The organism is Citrobacter amalonaticus (assembly GCF_018252635.1).
GTDB classification, from domain to species: domain Bacteria; phylum Pseudomonadota; class Gammaproteobacteria; order Enterobacterales; family Enterobacteriaceae; genus Citrobacter_A; species Citrobacter_A amalonaticus_E.
Genome location: NZ_JAGTXM010000008.1, coordinates 1 through 16,206 on the forward strand (window position 1 = coordinate 1; position 16,206 = coordinate 16,206).

17 protein-coding genes and 2 tRNA genes are annotated in these 16,206 nt (G+C 53.5%); 15 read left to right on the plus strand and 4 right to left on the minus strand.

Annotated elements, in window-relative coordinates; genetic code table 11:
• The first annotated feature begins 70 nt into the window (after positions 1–70).
• A tRNA-Asp gene (locus tag KE671_RS21200) sits at positions 71–147 on the plus strand.
• A gap of 8 nt (positions 148–155) precedes the next feature.
• Positions 156–231: transfer RNA gene (locus tag KE671_RS21205), tRNA-Trp, on the plus strand.
• Between the two features lie 101 nt (positions 232–332).
• On the opposite strand, the gene hdfR is transcribed toward KE671_RS21205, so the two are convergent.
• Positions 333–1,166: an HTH-type transcriptional regulator HdfR gene (gene hdfR, locus KE671_RS21210; RefSeq protein WP_206164624.1), complete on the minus strand. Its 834-nt coding sequence runs from the start codon at positions 1,164–1,166 to the stop codon at positions 333–335.
• Positions 1,167–1,285: 119 nt separating this feature from the next.
• On the opposite strand from hdfR, the gene maoP reads away from it, so the two are divergent.
• The gene (gene maoP, locus KE671_RS21215) at positions 1,286–1,624 is read left to right on the plus strand and encodes a macrodomain Ori organization protein MaoP (protein ID WP_042326051.1); all 339 of its coding nucleotides are present in this window, start codon (positions 1,286–1,288) and stop codon (positions 1,622–1,624) included.
• A gap of 25 nt (positions 1,625–1,649) precedes the next feature.
• Here the strand turns inward: maoP and KE671_RS21220 are convergent, their stop codons facing one another.
• A complete protein-coding gene (locus KE671_RS21220) occupies positions 1,650–3,170 on the minus strand; it encodes a YifB family Mg chelatase-like AAA ATPase (RefSeq protein ID WP_206164625.1) in 1,521 nt (506 codons plus the stop codon).
• Between the two features lie 352 nt (positions 3,171–3,522).
• Here KE671_RS21220 and ilvL point away from each other — a divergent pair, with 352 nt between their 5' ends.
• From ilvL to KE671_RS21260, 8 genes are all read left to right on the plus strand, one after another.
• On the plus strand, positions 3,523–3,621 hold the full coding sequence (gene ilvL / locus KE671_RS21225; protein WP_001311244.1) for an ilv operon leader peptide: 99 nt from the start codon (positions 3,523–3,525) through the stop codon (positions 3,619–3,621).
• An 86-nt stretch (positions 3,622–3,707) separates the two neighbouring features.
• Positions 3,708–3,758, plus strand: a complete 51-nt coding sequence (gene ilvX / locus KE671_RS21230) for a peptide IlvX (RefSeq protein ID WP_193388322.1) — start codon at positions 3,708–3,710, stop codon at positions 3,756–3,758.
• Between the two features lie 2 nt (positions 3,759–3,760).
• Complete coding sequence (gene ilvG / locus KE671_RS21235; RefSeq protein ID WP_206164626.1) at positions 3,761–5,407, plus strand: acetolactate synthase 2 catalytic subunit; 1,647 nt, start codon at positions 3,761–3,763, stop codon at positions 5,405–5,407.
• Positions 5,404–5,667, plus strand: a complete 264-nt coding sequence (ilvM, locus tag KE671_RS21240) for an acetolactate synthase 2 small subunit (protein WP_206164627.1) — start codon at positions 5,404–5,406, stop codon at positions 5,665–5,667. The genes ilvG and ilvM overlap by 4 nt, the downstream gene beginning before the upstream one ends.
• Positions 5,668–5,685: 18 nt before the next feature.
• The gene (ilvE, locus tag KE671_RS21245) at positions 5,686–6,615 is read left to right on the plus strand and encodes a branched-chain-amino-acid transaminase (RefSeq protein ID WP_206164628.1); all 930 of its coding nucleotides are present in this window, start codon (positions 5,686–5,688) and stop codon (positions 6,613–6,615) included.
• A gap of 65 nt (positions 6,616–6,680) precedes the next feature.
• Positions 6,681–8,531 (plus strand): dihydroxy-acid dehydratase, encoded by a 1,851-nt coding sequence (ilvD, locus tag KE671_RS21250; protein WP_206164629.1) that lies wholly within the window; start codon positions 6,681–6,683, stop codon positions 8,529–8,531.
• Between the two features lie 2 nt (positions 8,532–8,533).
• Positions 8,534–10,078, plus strand: a complete 1,545-nt coding sequence (ilvA, locus tag KE671_RS21255) for a threonine ammonia-lyase, biosynthetic (protein ID WP_206164686.1) — start codon at positions 8,534–8,536, stop codon at positions 10,076–10,078.
• Between the two features lie 68 nt (positions 10,079–10,146).
• Positions 10,147–10,848, plus strand: a complete 702-nt coding sequence (locus tag KE671_RS21260; protein ID WP_206164630.1) for a DUF2461 domain-containing protein — start codon at positions 10,147–10,149, stop codon at positions 10,846–10,848.
• 3 nt (positions 10,849–10,851) lie between these two features.
• On the opposite strand, the gene ilvY is transcribed toward KE671_RS21260, so the two are convergent.
• Positions 10,852–11,760, minus strand: a complete 909-nt coding sequence (ilvY, locus tag KE671_RS21265; RefSeq protein ID WP_206164631.1) for an HTH-type transcriptional activator IlvY — start codon at positions 11,758–11,760, stop codon at positions 10,852–10,854.
• Between the two features lie 159 nt (positions 11,761–11,919).
• Here ilvY and ilvC point away from each other — a divergent pair, with 159 nt between their 5' ends.
• Positions 11,920–13,395 (plus strand): ketol-acid reductoisomerase, encoded by a 1,476-nt coding sequence (gene ilvC / locus KE671_RS21270; protein WP_206164632.1) that lies wholly within the window; start codon positions 11,920–11,922, stop codon positions 13,393–13,395.
• A gap of 116 nt (positions 13,396–13,511) precedes the next feature.
• Here ilvC and ppiC read toward each other — a convergent pair whose 3' ends face one another.
• Complete coding sequence (gene ppiC, locus KE671_RS21275; RefSeq protein WP_001140251.1) at positions 13,512–13,793, minus strand: peptidylprolyl isomerase PpiC; 282 nt, start codon at positions 13,791–13,793, stop codon at positions 13,512–13,514.
• A 193-nt stretch (positions 13,794–13,986) separates the two neighbouring features.
• On the opposite strand from ppiC, the gene KE671_RS21280 reads away from it, so the two are divergent.
• The 3 genes from KE671_RS21280 to pnuC are packed head-to-tail and all read left to right on the plus strand — an operon-like array spanning position 13,987 to position 16,187.
• Positions 13,987–14,688, plus strand: coding sequence for a Crp/Fnr family transcriptional regulator (locus KE671_RS21280; protein WP_206164633.1), 702 nt, complete (start codon positions 13,987–13,989; stop codon positions 14,686–14,688).
• A 27-nt stretch (positions 14,689–14,715) separates the two neighbouring features.
• Positions 14,716–15,459, plus strand: a complete 744-nt coding sequence (locus tag KE671_RS21285) for a nucleoside phosphorylase (RefSeq protein ID WP_206164634.1) — start codon at positions 14,716–14,718, stop codon at positions 15,457–15,459.
• A complete protein-coding gene (pnuC, locus tag KE671_RS21290) occupies positions 15,459–16,187 on the plus strand; it encodes a nicotinamide riboside transporter PnuC (protein ID WP_206164687.1) in 729 nt (242 codons plus the stop codon). Before KE671_RS21285 ends, pnuC begins: the two co-directional genes overlap by 1 nt.
• Positions 16,188–16,206 lie beyond the last annotated feature (19 nt).

Consider the following 16,206-nt stretch of genomic DNA (forward strand, 5'->3'; position numbering starts at 1 on the left):
TAGGGAACTGCCAGGCATCAAATTAAGCAGTGAACTGATGTAAAAATCAGTGGTTGTAGAAAAATTCGGTGGAGCGGTAGTTCAGTTGGTTAGAATACCTGCCTGTCACGCAGGGGGTCGCGGGTTCGAGTCCCGTCCGTTCCGCCACCCTAATTAGGGGCGTAGTTCAATTGGTAGAGCACCGGTCTCCAAAACCGGGTGTTGGGAGTTCGAGTCTCTCCGCCCCTGCCAGAAAATAATCCTTAGCATCTGCTAAGGATTTTTTTTGTCTGTAACCCCCTCCAGATACCGATCTCATCCTTTTCTGGCATCCATGCCCACCTCGTTTTTACTTATTCTTTCAGGACATCTGTCTTTAGAAGATCTTTAATTAGCGCATGTTTATCGCTATTTTGCAGCCAAATAGCATACAACGGACGCGAAAGCGTTGCGCTGTCTGCAACGGTATGCAGCCCCCCTTTCTCTTTGGCCCAACGCGTGGGTAGCCAGGTGCAACCGTTCAGGGCATAAAGCTGCTGTCTGGCCAGTTCAGCTGAACTGGTAGTGAGTACCGGGACTTCATCAGCGGCAATCAATCCCACTTCGTTCTGTTGAAAATCAGGTCCCCACTCCAGGCGCAGATAATTCAAAGCCTCTTTCATCGTTGAAGGGCTGGCGCAGTATAACGCCAGGGTGAAATGCCCCAGTAGCTGGCTGCTAAACTCATCCATTTTTGGGGCTTCCGTGGTGATAAGCAAATCAAGTTGGCGTTCATGCAACTGTTTTACAAGTGACTGGCGCTGCGCAATACGGGCTTCGAATTGCAGACAGTTCTGAGGCTCTTGTGACTGATACAAACGCCCCAACCAGCCGTTGAGCATGCACTCCCACAGGGAGGCGCTGGCACCGATTGAAAACTCATTATGCCTTGATGTATGGGCGACCTCTTTGCGTGCTGCCTGCCATGTATTCATCAGCGTTTCCGCATAGGGCAGAAGCTTCTCGCCGGCCGCCGTTAAGCGGATATTATTTCTGTGGCGGGTAAAAAGATTCACACCCAGTTGATTTTCCAACTGTCTGATGCGAAAGCTTACCGCCGACTGAGTCAGGTAGAGCGCTTCCGCAGCCCGGCCAAAGTGGCGCGTTCGGCTAACTTCCAGGAAAGTTTTTAACAATTCCGTATCCACAGTGCTCTCCGCAAAATTATTTGTCGTTATGATTTAAATGTTTTGTTTTACACTCTGTCAAGCGTAACTAATACTCCGCGCCATAAATAGCTCGGCCAAAAGAATTAGGAGCGTGCAGGATGGCGGAAAGCTTTACGACGACTAATCGATATTTCGACAACAAATATTATCCACGAGGATTCTCTCGTCATGGTGATTTCACCATCAAAGAGGCGCAACTGCTTGAACGTCATGGTTATGCCTTCAACGAGCTGGATCTGGGCAAACGTGAGCCGGTTACCGAAGAAGAGAAGCTCTTTGTTGCGGTATGTCGTGGTGAACGTGAGCCAGTGACCGAAGCAGAACGCGTCTGGTCTAAATACATGACGCGTATCAAGCGTCCAAAACGTTTCCACACCCTGTCCGGTGGTAAACCACAAATGGAAGGGGCTGAGGACTACACCGAGTCTGATGACTAATAAAAAAAGGGCGAAGGCCCTTTTTTTATGTCAGCTGTTTCTGCAAGTGAGCAAGCAGTCGATCTATCGCCCGGTAGCTGACGGCTTCCTGTAAGTGTCTGCGAGAAATGTGTTCGGCTTGCGCAAGATCGGCAATTGTCCTCGATACCTTTAACAAGCGCTGCCAGGCCCGTATAGACAATCCAAGCTGAATGAGTGTCTCCTCAAGCCACTGTGCGTCTTCATCCGTTAACGGACAGTGTTCACGTATTTCCTTGTTTTGCAGGTGCGCATTCAGCTTTCCCTGGCGTTTATGCTGACATTCCCGCGCAGCAATGACCCGCCGTTTAACCATAAGGCTGTTTTCTCCCTTTACACCAGGCTGGCTGAGTATGCCTGGCGGTGGGAGGGGGATCTCAAGAGAAAGATCAAAGCGGTCCAGAAAGGGGCCCGAGAGCCGACTGAGATAGCGTAATGTCTGTTCAGGCGTAGTGCGGTTATGATTGCCCTGATAGTGCCCTGTCGGACTGGGATTCATTGCCGCCACCAATTGAAAGCGTGCAGGATAAGTGATCTTAGCGCGCGTGCGCGAAAGATGGATCTGACCAGACTCAATAGGTTCACGTAAAGCATCTAATGTTCGTCGTTCAAACTCAGGCAATTCATCCAGAAACAGTATCCCGTTGTGAGCCAATGAAATTTCGCCTGGCGCAGGAATGGTACCGCCCCCGACCATCGCGGTCAGGGATGCGCTGTGGTGTGGTGAGCGAAAAGGTCGTTGTTTCCACAACTTTTGCACGCTGGTCGAGTTAACCAGACTGAGGATAGCGGCGCTTTCCAGGGCTTCTTCGTTACTTAACGCCGGCAACAGACCATTAAGACGGCTGGCGAGCATCGTTTTCCCCGTACCCGGTGGGCCAACTAACAGCAGGTTGTGCCCACCCGCGGCAGTGATCTCAAGGCTACGCTTCCCTTGCTCCTGACCAATAATATCGCTGAGATCGTCAGATGAGACGCTGATAGCTCCGTTGCTAACACCTGGATGGCTAAGGCCATGCTTTCCTTCCAGGAATGCACAGACGGCTTGTAGATGATCGGCAACCAGACATCCTTCACCCTCAATCAACCCAACCTCTTCTTCGTTCTCTTTGGCTACGATAATGCTTCTTCCCGCCCGTATCGCTTCGGTTGCACTGGATATGGCGCCGGGAACGCCGCGTAACGCACCTGTAAGCGCTAATTCACCCACTAACTCATATTGGTCGAGTTTATGAGTTGTAAGCTGCTCAGATGCAACCAGAAGCGCCACAGCAATAGGTAAATCATATCTCCCTCCCTCTTTGGGAAGATCGGCAGGGGCGAGATTGATGGTGATTTTCTTTGCGGGAAAGTCATATCCGCTATTAATGATCGCGCTGCGTACCCGGTCTCGCGCTTCTTTGACGGTCGTTTCTGGTAACCCCACCAGTGTTAAACCGGGTAGCCCGTTGCTGATATGTACTTCGATGGTAATCGCCGGTGCATTTACACCCAGCGCAGCACGTGTATGAACAATTGACAGTGACATAACTCCTCCAGATGCCACTATTATGTCTTCACTCTTTTCTGCAATATCAGTGCAAAATAATGTTTATTCGCAGAGCATTCCGCACTTTTAATGCAATTTTTTTGGTTTTCTCTTTTACTGGAAGGGGGCTCGCAGTCAGGTTTCCCCCATCCCATCCATTCTGAAAAAAGGAGTTACTCCCGCCCGGAAAGTGAATTTTTTTCAATTCTTTATTTTTGTATAAAAAACAATGATTTTTCACAAATCCGTTAGCTGAGTCAGAAAAATGCAAAGAAAAAAATCTTGTGCTATTGGCGAAATCTATGGTAACTCTTTAGGTATTCCTTCGAACAAGATGCAAGAATCGACAAAAATGACAGCCCTTCTACGAGTGATTAGCCTGGTCGTGATTAGCGTGGTGGTGATTATTATCCCACCGTGCGGGGCTGCACTTGGACGAGGAAAGGCTTAAAAAACAAGCCTTAACGAACTAAGACCCCCGCACCGAAAGGTCCGGGGGTTTTTTTTGACCTTAAAAACACATCAGAGGAGCAGAAAATGAATAACAGCATAAAATTCTGTTTCTTAAGATTTACGACGGGGAACTAACTATGAATGGAGCACAGTGGGTGGTACATGCGTTGCGTGCACAGGGTGTCGAGACAGTATTCGGCTATCCCGGTGGCGCAATTATGCCGGTCTACGATGCGTTGTACGACGGTGGCGTGGAACACCTGCTGTGCCGACACGAACAGGGGGCCGCGATTGCAGCCATTGGCTATGCCCGTTCCACCGGTAAGACGGGGGTCTGCATCGCCACTTCAGGTCCAGGAGCAACCAACCTGATCACCGGTCTTGCAGATGCGCTGTTAGATTCGGTCCCTGTTGTGGCGATCACCGGGCAGGTTGCTGCGCCGCTCATCGGTACCGATGCGTTTCAGGAAGTGGATGTATTGGGACTGTCGCTGGCCTGTACCAAGCACAGTTTCCTGGTGCAGTCACTGGAAGAGTTGCCACGCATCATGGCCGAGGCGTTTGAGGTCGCTAACGCCGGGCGTCCTGGTCCGGTTGTGGTTGATATCCCGAAAGATATCCAGTTAGCCAGCGGGGCGCTGGAACCGTATTTCACGACCGTCGAAAACGCTGCGGTTTTCCCGCAGGCTGACGTTGATCAGGCGCGAAAAATGCTGGCTCAGGCGCAAAAGCCAATGCTGTACGTGGGCGGTGGCGTAGGGATGGCGCGAGCGGTTCCGGCGCTGCGTGAGTTCATTGCGGTAACGCAAATGCCGGTCACCTGCACGTTGAAAGGACTGGGAGCTGTCGAGGCGGATTATCCCTACTATCTGGGGATGCTGGGTATGCACGGCACTAAAGCGGCGAACTTCGCCGTGCAGGAGTGTGATTTGCTGATTGCAGTAGGTGCACGTTTTGATGACCGGGTGACCGGCAAACTCGATACCTTCGCGCCGCATGCCAGCGTGATCCACATGGATATCGACCCGGCTGAACTGAACAAACTGCGTCGGGCGCATGTGACCTTGCAGGGCGATTTGAATGCGCTGCTGCCTGCGCTGCAACAGCCGGTCGACATCGATGAATGGCGTCAGCGTAATGCGGAACTGCGTACGGATCACACCTGGCGTTATGATCACCCCGGAGAGGCCATCTACGCACCGTTGCTGTTGAAACAGCTGTCGGAACGTAAGCCTGCCAACTGTGTTGTCACGACGGATGTTGGTCAACATCAGATGTGGTCCGCACAGCATATGACGTACAGTCGCCCGGAGAATTTCATCACCTCCAGCGGCTTAGGCACGATGGGTTTTGGTTTACCGGCAGCCGTTGGGGCGCAAGTCGCTCGACCGGATGACACCGTTATCTGTATCTCCGGTGACGGCTCCTTCATGATGAATGTTCAGGAGCTGGGCACCGTAAAACGTAAGCAGTTACCGTTGAAAATAGTTTTACTGGATAACCAACGGTTAGGCATGGTTCGACAATGGCAGCAGCTGTTTTTCCAGGAACGATATAGCGAAACTACCCTGACCGATAATCCCGATTTCCTCACGTTAGCCAGCGCCTTCGGCATCCCTGGCCAACACATCACCCGAAAAGACCAGGTTGAAGCGGCACTCGATACCCTGCTGAACAGCGACGGGCCATACCTGCTTCATGTCTCAATTGACGAACTTGAGAATGTCTGGCCACTGGTGCCGCCTGGCGCCAGCAACTCTGAAATGCTGGAGAAATTATCATGATGCAACATCAGGTCGCCGTAGAAGCTCGCTTTAATCCGGAAACACTGGAACGTGTTTTACGTGTGGTACGCCACCGTGGCTTCCAGGTCTGTGCCATGAATATGGAAGCTGCCCGTGACGCGCAGAATATAAATATCGAATTGACCGTTGCCAGTCCACGGTCGGTCGACTTACTGTTTAGTCAGTTAAGTAAGCTGGTGGATGTGGCACATGTTGCCATCTGCCAGAGCACAACCATATCACAACAAATCCGCGCGTAAGCGTGACAGGAAGAAGAAATGACGACGAAAAAAGCTGATTACATTTGGTTCAATGGCGAGATGGTTCGTTGGGAAGACGCGAAAGTTCACGTGATGTCCCACGCGCTGCATTACGGTACGTCTGTCTTTGAAGGCATCCGTTGCTATGACTCGCACAAAGGCCCGGTGGTGTTCCGTCATCGCGAACATATGCAACGCCTGCATGACTCAGCCAAAATTTATCGTTTCCCGGTCTCTCAGAGCGTGGATGAGTTGATGGAAGCCTGCCGTGAGGTGATCCGTAAAAACAACCTGACCAGCGCTTATATTCGCCCGCTGGTGTTTGTTGGCGATGTGGGCATGGGCGTGAACCCGCCTGCAGGATACACCACCGACGTCATCATTGCCGCGTTCCCATGGGGCGCGTATCTGGGTGCTGAAGCGCTGGAACAAGGGATCGATGCAATGGTTTCCTCATGGAACCGTGCCGCGCCCAACACTATCCCGACTGCGGCAAAAGCGGGCGGTAACTACCTCTCATCACTACTGGTGGGTAGCGAAGCGCGTCGTCATGGCTACCAGGAAGGTATCGCGCTGGATGTGAATGGCTACATCTCCGAAGGCGCCGGTGAAAACCTGTTTGAAGTGAAAGACGGTGTGCTGTTTACCCCGCCGTTTACCTCTTCCGCGCTGCCGGGGATCACCCGTGACGCCATCATTAAACTGGCGAAAGAACTGGGTATTGAAGTCCGTGAGCAGGTTCTGTCCCGCGAATCTCTGTATCTGGCGGATGAAGTCTTCATGTCTGGTACCGCGGCAGAAATCACCCCGGTTCGTAGCGTTGACGGCATTCAGGTGGGCGAAGGCCGGTGTGGTCCGGTCACCAAACGCATCCAGCAAGCGTTCTTCGGCCTGTTTACCGGCGAAACCGAGGACAAATGGGGCTGGTTGGATCAGGTAAATTCATAATTAAAGCTAAATGGGACGGCACGCACCGTCCCGTTTTACAGACAGACACCAGGAGTAAATAACGCATGCCAAAGTACCGTTCCGCCACCACCACTCATGGCCGCAATATGGCAGGAGCCCGCGCGCTGTGGCGCGCAACCGGAATGACCGATGCCGATTTTGGCAAACCGATCATTGCCGTCGTGAACTCATTCACCCAGTTTGTGCCAGGGCACGTGCACCTGCGCGATCTCGGTAAACTGGTCGCTGAACAGATCGAAGCGTCCGGCGGCGTGGCTAAAGAGTTCAATACCATTGCCGTGGATGATGGTATCGCTATGGGCCACGGGGGCATGCTTTATTCACTGCCGTCGCGCGAGCTGATCGCCGACTCGGTCGAGTACATGGTGAATGCCCATTGCGCCGATGCGATGGTCTGTATCTCCAACTGCGACAAAATCACCCCAGGGATGCTGATGGCCTCCCTTCGCCTGAATATTCCGGTGATCTTCGTGTCCGGCGGTCCGATGGAAGCCGGGAAAACCAAGCTTTCTGACAAAATCATCAAGCTCGATCTGGTTGACGCCATGATTCAGGGGGCGGACCCGAAAGTGTCTGACGATCAGAGTAATCAGGTTGAACGTTCCGCCTGTCCGACCTGTGGTTCCTGTTCCGGGATGTTTACGGCAAACTCGATGAACTGTCTGACCGAAGCGCTGGGCCTGTCGCAGCCGGGTAACGGTTCACTGCTGGCGACCCACGCCGACCGTAAGCAACTGTTCCTTAATGCCGGTAAACGCATTGTTGAGCTGACAAAACGTTATTACGAGCAGAATGACGACTCCGCGCTGCCGCGAAACATTGCCAGCAAGGCGGCGTTTGAAAACGCTATGACGCTGGATATCGCGATGGGTGGTTCCACCAATACCGTTCTGCACCTGTTGGCAGCGGCACAGGAAGCGGAAATCGACTTCACGATGAGTGATATCGACAAGCTTTCCCGCAAAGTCCCGCAGTTGTGCAAAGTGGCGCCGAGTACACAGAAATACCACATGGAAGACGTTCACCGTGCGGGTGGGGTTTTGGGGATTCTGGGCGAACTGGATCGCGCGAGTTTGTTGAACCGGGACGTGAAAAACGTACTGGGACTGACGCTGCCGCAAACCCTTGAGCAGTATGACATCACGGTGACGCAAGATGACGCCGTGAAGCAGATGTTCCGCGCAGGTCCGGCGGGTATCCGTACCACAGAAGCGTTCTCGCAGGACTGTCGCTGGGACTCGCTGGATGACGATCGCGCCGAAGGCTGTATCCGTTCGCTGGAGCATGCCTACAGCAAAGACGGTGGTCTGGCGGTCCTTTACGGTAACTTCGCGGAAAATGGCTGCATCGTCAAAACCGCCGGCGTGGATGACAGCATTCTGAAATTCACAGGCCCGGCCAAAGTGTATGAAAGCCAGGATGAGGCGGTTGACGCTATTCTCGGCGGCAAAGTGGTGGCCGGCGATGTGGTCGTGATCCGTTACGAAGGGCCGAAAGGCGGACCGGGAATGCAGGAAATGCTCTACCCGACCACCTTCCTCAAATCGATGGGCCTTGGCAAAGCGTGCGCGCTGGTTACCGACGGTCGTTTCTCTGGCGGCACCTCCGGCCTCTCCATTGGTCACGTTTCACCGGAAGCGGCTAGCGGCGGTAATATCGCGATCATTGAAGACGGCGACATGATTGCTATTGATATTCCAAACCGTGGTATTCAACTGCAACTGAGCGATGCGGAAATTGCTGCGCGTCGTGAAGCGCAGGAAGCACGCGGCGACAAAGCATGGACACCGAAAGATCGTCAGCGTCAGGTGTCGTTTGCACTTCGCGCTTACGCGAGTCTTGCGACCAGCGCAGATAAAGGCGCGGTCCGCGATAAATCGAAACTGGGAGGCTGATGATGGCCGAATCACAACCTCTGTCAGCAGCCCCGGAAGGGGCTGAATATCTGCGTGCGGTGCTCCGCGCGCCGGTATACGAAGCGGCGCAAGTGACGCCGCTACAAAAAATGGACAAACTCTCATCGCGTCTTGATAACGTGATCCTCGTGAAGCGCGAAGACCGACAGCCGGTTCACAGTTTCAAGCTTCGTGGTGCTTACGCGATGATGGCAGGGCTGACCGAGGCACAAAAAGCCCACGGGGTTATCACCGCGTCTGCGGGCAACCACGCCCAGGGCGTGGCGTTCTCTTCTGCTCGTCTGGGCGTGAAGGCACTGATCGTGATGCCTGTTGCGACGGCGGATATCAAAGTCGATGCTGTTCGAGGCTTTGGCGGCGAAGTGCTGCTGCATGGCGCAAACTTTGATGAAGCAAAAGCGAAAGCGATTGAACTGTCGCAGCAGCAGGGTTTTACCTGGGTTCCACCGTTCGATCACCCAATGGTGATCGCCGGTCAGGGGACGCTGGCGCTGGAATTGCTCCAACAGGATGCCCATCTCGATCGTGTGTTTGTACCGGTCGGCGGCGGCGGTCTGGCGGCAGGCGTCGCGGTACTGATCAAACAGCTGATGCCGCAAATCAAAGTCATTGCGGTGGAAGCAGAAGACTCCGCCTGTCTGAAAGCGGCGCTGGAGGCGGGTCATCCGGTCGATCTCCCGCGCGTCGGTTTGTTCGCGGAAGGCGTGGCGGTGAAGCGCATTGGCGATGAAACCTTCCGTCTATGCCAGGAATATCTCGACGACATCATCACCGTGGATAGCGATGCGATATGTGCGGCGATGAAGGACCTGTTCGAGGATGTGCGCGCCGTGGCGGAACCTTCCGGTGCGCTGGCGCTGGCGGGAATGAAAAAGTACGTCGCCCAGCACAACATCCGCGGTGAACGTCTGGCGCATATTCTTTCCGGTGCGAACGTCAATTTCCACGGCCTGCGCTATGTTTCTGAGCGTTGTGAACTGGGCGAACAGCGCGAAGCGCTGCTGGCCGTGACCATTCCGGAAGAAAAAGGCAGCTTCCTGAAGTTTTGCCAGTTGCTGGGTGGTCGCTCGGTCACTGAATTTAACTATCGCTTTGCCGATGATAAGAATGCCTGCATTTTCGTCGGTGTCCGGCTGAGCAGGGGGATGGAAGAACGCACCGAGATCCTGAATCTGTTGCGCGACGGTGGCTACAGCGTGGTCGATCTCTCTGACGACGAAATGGCGAAGCTGCACGTGCGCTACATGGTTGGCGGACGTCCGTCGAAACCGCTACAGGAGCGTTTATTCAGCTTCGAGTTTCCGGAATCACCCGGCGCGCTGCTCAAGTTTTTGCATACGCTGGGGACCCACTGGAATATCTCGTTGTTCCATTACCGCAGCCACGGCACGGACTATGGCCGCGTGCTTGCCGCGTTTGAACTGGGCGATCACGAACCCGATTTCGAAACGCGACTGCAAGAACTGGGCTATGAGTGTCACGACGAAACGCATAACCCGGCATTTCGCTTTTTCCTCGCGGGTTAAGCGTGCTGGCATGACCGGATGGCGCTGGGCTTTGCGCTATCCGGCAATTATTTTCAGAGGCAAGCAAGATGGCTGGACGCTTTCAGGGATTTGCGCAGGAAGGGCTGACGTTTCTTCAGCAGGTAAAAATTGAAAATGATAAAACGTGGTTCGAGGAGCACCGTTTTATTTACGATCGCAGCATACTCACGCCGTTCCGGGCGCTGGTGGATGACTTAGCGCCGGTGATGCTGGAGATCGATCCTCAGCTTGAGACACGTTCTGCCATCGGCAAAACGCTATCTCGCATTCACCGCGATACCCGCTTTTCCCACGACAAATCGCTTTATCGCAGCCGGATGTGGCTGACTTTCAAACGTTCAGCCAAAAACTGGACCGATGCGCCCGCGTATTTTTTTGAGATAAGCCCCGATACGTTGCGCTATGGACTGGGTTACTACAGCGCCAGCAAGCCGACGATGGATCTGTTTCGTCATACGCTAAAACAGCGCCCCACCCAGTTTCTCGAGGTGGCTGACTGTTGTCGGCCGCCGTTTGAACTGGTGGGAGAGCGCTATAAGCGACTGCTGGTAAAGGAACTTGATCCAACGATTTCCGACTGGTATCACCGTAAATCTTTTGCCGCAATGGCAACGGATACCGACGTGGAAAAACTCTTTCATGCCGATCTGGTAACGTTGCTGGCCGACGGTTTCCGCCAGCTGGAACCGCTGTACCAGTGGCTCATGCAGGTGGAAACGCTGAAGCAAATTGATCCGGCGGATCTGTAACGGTTACCGTCCTTCGTCGATTTTCCTTTCGAGGACAATTTTCCAGAACGCGTCGATGAGCGGCTCATGCAGCCGCTTTTTCGGTGCACAGACGCCCAGTTCGAACGGGGTTTTCTCGTCGCTGCGTTCCAGAATCATCACGCGATTGCGCACTGGTTCGGGGCTGTTTTCCAGCACCACTTCGGGCAGTAGCGCCACGCCACAGCCGAGCGCCACCATCGACACCATTGCTTCATGCCCGCCAACGGTGGCATAAATCTGCGGGTTGCTGATTTTATGACGACGAAACCACAGCTCAATGCGACGTCGCACGGGGCCCTGATCGGCCATGATGAAGGGCACCGTAGACCAGTCGGGTTTCGCCACCGAAACCTGATTGCGGACCGGGCAGGGCAGCGCCGGAGCAATGAGCACCACCGCGAGATTCTCCAGCATCGAAAACGCCACCGCGCCGGGCAATGTCTCCGGTTTTCCGGCAATCGCCAGATCCGCTTCGCCGGTTACTACCTTTTCCATGGCATCGGCGGCGTCGCCGGTGGTGAGTTTAATTTCTACCGAAGGATGCTCAGCACGAAAGCGATCGAGGATGGGGGGCAGATGACTATAGGCGGCGGTCACCGAGCAGAAAATATGCAGCTCTCCCGATAGTGACGGGCCTTGCTGATCGAGAGTGTGGCGCAGTTGCTGATACTGCAATAGCGTCTGTTGAGCAAACGTTCGTAGCTCTTCACCCGCTTCGGTCAGCGTAACCGTGCGGTTATCGCGGACAAACAGCGGCTGTCCAAGGTCTTCCTCAAGGCGCTGGATCTGCCGGGAGAGCGTGGAAGGGCTGACGTGCATCGCTCGCGCGCTGCGGCCAAAGTGGCGGCTTTCTGCCAGATGCAGGAACATTTTCAGATCGCGTAAATCCACCAGCGAACCTCTCCATTTTTACGTTGCAGAAATTGCAATGTGATGTTGTGAATATATCAATTTCCGCAATAAATTTCCTGTCATATAGTGGGTTCATTCTCGCAAAAGCGAACCGAGCCGAATAATAAGCACGACAACACAACATCACGAGGAATCACCATGGCTAACTACTTCAATACACTGAATTTGCGCCAGCAGCTGGCGCAACTGGGTAAATGTCGCTTTATGGGCCGCGACGAATTTGCCGATGGCGCGAGCTACCTTCAGGGTAAGAAAGTGGTCATCGTCGGTTGTGGCGCGCAGGGGCTGAACCAGGGCCTGAACATGCGTGATTCCGGTCTGGATATCTCCTACGCGCTGCGTAAAGAAGCGATTGCTGAGAAGCGTGCATCCTGGCGTAAAGCAACGGAAAATGGCTTCAACGTTGGCACGTATGAAGAGCTGATCCCGCAGGCGGACCTGGTGGTGAACCTGACGCCAGACAAACAGCACTCCGACGTGGTGCGTTCCGTACAACCGCTGATGAAAGACGGCGCGGCACTGGGTTACTCTCATGGCTTCAACATCGTTGAGGTGGGCGAGCAGATCCGTAAAGACATCACTGTGGTGATGGTGGCGCCGAAGTGTCCGGGTACCGAAGTGCGTGAAGAGTACAAACGTGGTTTCGGTGTGCCGACGCTGATCGCAGTCCATCCGGAAAACGATCCGAAAGGCGAAGGCATGGCGATTGCTAAAGCCTGGGCTGCAGCGACCGGTGGCCACCGTGCGGGCGTGCTGGAATCTTCCTTTGTTGCGGAAGTGAAATCTGACCTGATGGGCGAGCAGACCATTCTCTGCGGTATGCTGCAGGCGGGTTCTCTGCTGTGCTTCGACAAGCTGGTGGAAGAGGGTACCGATCCGGCGTATGCCGAGAAACTGATTCAGTTCGGTTGGGAAACCATCACCGAAGCGCTGAAGCAGGGCGGTATCACCCTGATGATGGATCGCCTGTCTAACCCGGCGAAACTGCGCGCTTATGCGCTGTCAGAACAATTGAAAGAGATTATGGCGCCGCTGTTCCAGAAACACATGGACGACATTATCTCCGGCGAGTTCTCCTCCGGCATGATGGCGGACTGGGCGAACGACGATAAGAAACTGCTGACCTGGCGTGAAGAGACCGGCAAAACCGCGTTCGAAACCGCGCCGCAGTATGAAGGCAAAATCAGCGAGCAGGAGTATTTCGATAAAGGCGTACTGATGATCGCGATGGTAAAAGCGGGCGTTGAGCTGGCGTTTGAAACCATGGTGGATTCCGGCATCATCGAAGAATCCGCATACTATGAATCACTGCACGAGCTGCCGCTGATTGCGAACACCATCGCGCGTAAGCGTCTGTACGAAATGAACGTGGTCATTTCTGATACCGCAGAATACGGTAACTACCTGTTCTCTTACGCTTGCGTACCGCTGCTGAAAGAGTTCATGACCACGCTGCAAACCGGCGACCTGGGTAAAGCGATCGCTGAAGGCGCCGTCGATAACGCCCAACTGCGTGATGTGAACGAAGCGATCCGCAGCCACGCTATCGAGCAGGTTGGTAAGAAACTGCGTGGCTATATGACGGATATGAAACGCATTGCTGTTGCGGGTTAAGGTCTGACAAGAATTGCCGGATGGCGCTACGCTTATCCGGCCTACGAAACGGTCAATTTTTTGTACGCCGTCATCCGGCAAAAAAAGCCCAGAGTCTACACCCTCTGGGCTTTTGCTTAGTTACGGTACAGCACCTTAATGATGTGGTAACCGAACTGGGTGTGCAGTGGGCCGGTAGGCTCCAGCACCGGACAGGAAAAGACCACTTTATCGAATGCCGGAACCATCTGGCCCTGGCGGAATTCGCCTAAGTCACCGCCTCTTTTGCCTGACGGGCAGATAGAGTGCTTCTTCGCCAGCTTGCCGAAGTCGGCGCCGTTTTTAATCTGCTCCAGAAGATCCAGTGCTAGTTTCTCTTCTTTAACAAGGATATGCAGTGCTGCTGCGGTTTTTGCCATTATTACGTTCTCATGTCTCAAAGGTTGTCCGCCACTTTATCATTCCTCTGGGCGTCAGACATATACTCTTTGCCAGCGAAGGACAGATGTCTCATCGGGTGTATTGAATCGGGAGATAGACAGCAATTTCGTCGGGTGTATTCCTGAGAGGCGGGACAACGGTCCTGTCTTTCCGTCAGGGGAGAGAGATAACATGGACACAATGAAAAAAGCAGATTTTTCAGGCGACTGGCTTATCGGGTTAACTCAGGTTGTACATGACCCTCTGTTGTATGAACTCCTCAAATACTGCCCGCTGGAGGTTATGCAGCGCTGGCGTTTTGAAGATATCCCGTGCGGCGCGTTGATTTGTCGTCAGGGTGAGGTCTGTCGACAGTTTTCACTGATTGTATCGGGTGAAGTGGATGTCTTTTACGAGGCTGAAGATGGTCGTCGTTATCGACAGGCGCATTACTGCAAAGGTGACATGCTGGGAGAGCTCGAGATATTTGAGTCGCGGCATTACATCTGCTCGGTGGTAGCTGTGGGTAATGTCCAGCTGCTAAGTCTGTCGCAGGAACATTTTAGTCACTGGCTGGCTCTGGATAATCATTTCAACCAGCGAATGTTGCGCTTCTTCAGTCAGCAATATTATCAGCTGTCGAAAAAGGCCAGTAGCGACAATTTATATTCACTGCACCAGCGGGTATGCCAGGCATTATGGCAGCGATATCAACAAAATAAATCGACGTCTATTTTGCTGGATAAACAAAATCTGAGTCAGGAATTTGCAGCAACCACACGCAGTATTAACCGTATTCTGCACGATCTTAAATCATTGAAAATTATTGATAGCGATGGGGATCGTATTGTTCTGCTGGCTCCTGAAAAACTGAAACAGGAGGCGGAAAGTTAAACGCCCTGGGGCGTAAGGAGACGAGAGATGCAACCCCATATTCGATTAAGCAAAAGTATGACGAAGGCAAAATATGCACTATTGCCTGGCGATCCCGAACGGGTGGATCGGATCGTCCGTTTCCTTGATAACCCCGAAATTCTGGAGCAAAACCGGGAGTTTCGCGCGGCGCGTGGTGAGTACAAGGGCGTTGAAATTCTGGTGCTATCGACGGGAATAGGCGGGCCATCGACCGCTATCGCGGTTGAGGAGTTACGCCAGATTGGCATCGACACGCTGATCCGGATCGGAAGTTGCGGAGCATTGCAGGATACGCTGGCGCTGGGAGAGGTGATTATCGCCCACGGCGCGGTCGCGGATGATGGCACCAGTAAAACCTATGCGCCAGCCAGCTATCCGGCATGTGCGGATCCGCAACTCATGGCCACGCTGATGCAGTTGGCGTTGCAAATGAACATACCCGTCCGATGCGGACTGGTGCGCAGCCACGACAGTTTTTACACCGACCGCGAGGCTGAACTGGATGCCGAATGGTCCGCCCGCGGTATCCTTGGCGCAGATATGGAGACGGCCGCACTGATGGTGGTCGGTGCATTACGCGGGTTGCGTACAGCGTCGTTGCTCAATGTGGTTGTCGCCCATAACGGCTGTCTGGACAGCAGCATCAACAATTATGTGCAACAAGAAACGCTGTGTCAGCAGGGTGAAGTTCATCAGATTTCCCTGGCGCTACAGGCCATTTACTTCGACAGTCAGCAAGGAGAGCAATGATGGACTTTTTCAGTATTAACAACGTCATGGTCAACATTCCTCTCGGAGAGGGTGGGTACGCACTCTCGTGGATAGAGGCTATCGGTACCGTTTTTGGTTTACTGTGTATCTGGTGCGCCAGCAGGGAAAAAATTATTAATTACCTGTTCGGTCTGATTAACGTCACCCTGTTTGCCGCAATCTTTTTCCAGATCCAACTGTATGCCAGTTTGCTGCTTCAGGTGTTCTTCTTTGCAGCGAATATCTACGGCTGGTATGCGTGGAGTCGCCAGAATGAAGAACAAGAGGCGGCGCTGAAGGTTCGCTGGCTTTCCCGGCAGCAAACGCTGGTGCTGGGCAGTGTCTGCATTGTCGCTATCCTGTTGATGACGCTATTTATTGACCCGGTATTTGCGACGCTCACCCGGATTATGATTGCGCTGTTGCACACCGTGGGGGTGTCAGTGGTAATGCCTGAATTACAGCCGGATGCTTTCCCGTTCTGGGATTCCACCATGCTGGTGTTGTCGATTGCCGCGATGGTGTTGATGACCCGCAAGTATGTGGAAAACTGGCTGCTGTGGGTGCTCATTGATGTCATTAGCGTGGTGATTTATGCGGTTCAGGGTGTTTATGCCATGTCGCTAGAGTATGTCTTGCTGACAGCCATTGCGGTAATGGGTTCTTACAGCTGGATTCTGAGCGCGAAACGTAACGGCTATACGCCACTCGCTGCCAGCGCATCCTGATTGATATTTTTCAGGCTGC

What these genes read in the sequence shown, in the direction of transcription:
- maoP (WP_042326051.1), top strand. Translation starts at nt 1,286, where the DNA reads ATGGCGGAAAGCTTTACGACGACTAATCGATATTTCGACAACAAATAT.
- KE671_RS21220 (WP_206164625.1), bottom strand. Translation starts at nt 3,170, where the DNA reads ATGTCACTGTCAATTGTTCATACACGTGCTGCGCTGGGTGTAAATGCA.
- ilvL (WP_001311244.1), top strand. Translation starts at nt 3,523, where the DNA reads ATGACAGCCCTTCTACGAGTGATTAGCCTGGTCGTGATTAGCGTGGTG.
- ilvG (WP_206164626.1), top strand. Translation starts at nt 3,761, where the DNA reads ATGAATGGAGCACAGTGGGTGGTACATGCGTTGCGTGCACAGGGTGTC.
- ilvM (WP_206164627.1), top strand. Translation starts at nt 5,404, where the DNA reads ATGATGCAACATCAGGTCGCCGTAGAAGCTCGCTTTAATCCGGAAACA.
- ilvE (WP_206164628.1), top strand. Translation starts at nt 5,686, where the DNA reads ATGACGACGAAAAAAGCTGATTACATTTGGTTCAATGGCGAGATGGTT.
- ilvD (WP_206164629.1), top strand. Translation starts at nt 6,681, where the DNA reads ATGCCAAAGTACCGTTCCGCCACCACCACTCATGGCCGCAATATGGCA.
- ilvA (WP_206164686.1), top strand. Translation starts at nt 8,534, where the DNA reads ATGGCCGAATCACAACCTCTGTCAGCAGCCCCGGAAGGGGCTGAATAT.
- KE671_RS21260 (WP_206164630.1), top strand. Translation starts at nt 10,147, where the DNA reads ATGGCTGGACGCTTTCAGGGATTTGCGCAGGAAGGGCTGACGTTTCTT.
- ilvC (WP_206164632.1), top strand. Translation starts at nt 11,920, where the DNA reads ATGGCTAACTACTTCAATACACTGAATTTGCGCCAGCAGCTGGCGCAA.
- ppiC (WP_001140251.1), bottom strand. Translation starts at nt 13,793, where the DNA reads ATGGCAAAAACCGCAGCAGCACTGCATATCCTTGTTAAAGAAGAGAAA.
- KE671_RS21280 (WP_206164633.1), top strand. Translation starts at nt 13,987, where the DNA reads ATGGACACAATGAAAAAAGCAGATTTTTCAGGCGACTGGCTTATCGGG.
- KE671_RS21285 (WP_206164634.1), top strand. Translation starts at nt 14,716, where the DNA reads ATGCAACCCCATATTCGATTAAGCAAAAGTATGACGAAGGCAAAATAT.
- pnuC (WP_206164687.1), top strand. Translation starts at nt 15,459, where the DNA reads ATGGACTTTTTCAGTATTAACAACGTCATGGTCAACATTCCTCTCGGA.